This window comes from Roseateles sp., assembly GCF_049240545.1.
In the GTDB taxonomy this organism is placed as follows: Bacteria; Pseudomonadota; Gammaproteobacteria; order Burkholderiales; family Burkholderiaceae_C; genus Paucibacter_A.
In genome coordinates, this window is record NZ_JBMLSK010000278.1 from 1 (window position 1) to 1,068 (window position 1,068).

General features: G+C 61.6%; 1 protein-coding gene. It reads right to left on the minus strand.

The genetic code is table 11. The features are described from left to right. Positions 1 to 707: 707 nt before the first annotated feature. Positions 708 to 1,067 carry a pilin gene (locus ACOVRJ_RS17810; RefSeq protein ID WP_422045175.1) on the minus strand — a complete coding sequence of 120 codons (360 nt, stop codon included), beginning with the start codon at positions 1,065 to 1,067 and terminating at the stop codon, positions 708 to 710. Position 1,068: the final 1 nt, after the last annotated feature.

Sequence of the window (1,068 nt, forward strand, 5' to 3'; positions counted from 1 at the left end):
GTAACGACTTGCGCAGCGCTGTCAAGGAGTCAAGATCGTCGTGAATGCGCTTCAATGCGGCCGTTGCCTTGAAGCGACATGACCCGCTCGACATGGACCCGGTCAACAGGAGCCGGGGGCTTGCCGATCGGTGCAGCGAGCTTGGAGCGCGTTCAGAGCGCATGGCAGGCCCGCAGCGACGGGCCGCGCCAGCGGCCCAAGGGAGTGAGGCAAGGAAACAGAACGACCCGTACGGCTGCGTGGCACCAACGCGGTCTGGTATGCGCCCTAACCGGCTTCGCGGCTGCCCGCATGAGCCGCATGGGGTACGCGCCGGGTGGTTTCAAAAGCGAAGCGCAGGTGCACCTGCGCTCGGGGCAGTCTCGCGCGGTCTCAGGCAATCCCGCGCCTGGCCGCGAATCTTTCGGTCAAAGGCTGCGCCCTGTCGGGCGACACAAGCGCCGCAACCTGCCGCTCATGTCCGCGGTGATTGCTTCGAATCCTCGCTGCGCAACACAGCGGCAGGGTTTGACATGACCCACCTCTGAGAGGGCTTGGGTGCGCGCCGAAGACCGGAAAGAAACAAACGGCCCGGGCAAACCCAGGGGTCCGGAGCCCGGCACGCTCTCGACTCTTACGCCGACCCAACCGGTTTGAAAACACTCTCCTGTGAAGCAGATGCCGAGCTGCCTCTGCGCCTGCCGAAGGAATTGTGACCTGTCAGCCCATCAGAATCCCGTCATGGTGCAGACGAGGGTCTGTACCGTGCAGCTGGTGTTGCCAAGTCCCGGAGCTTTGGGGAAGAGCTTAAAAGCAGTGGTGTTGGCATCGATCTGTCCGCCCGATGGGGTGGTTTCTGCGACATCCTGCCTACATGCTGACAAAATACTGAAAGCAGGGTATGCGGAGGAGTTGGCTTGGGCGAGGCTCAACTGAGTGACGAAGGCTTTTGCCTCGGCCATGCAGGCGCGACTGGCGGCTCTGGCCATGTATTGGGTGTAACCCTGCAGCGATATGGCCGCCAAGATGCCGATGATCGCCACGACCACCATCATCTCGATCAACGTAAAACCTTTTTGAACTTTCATG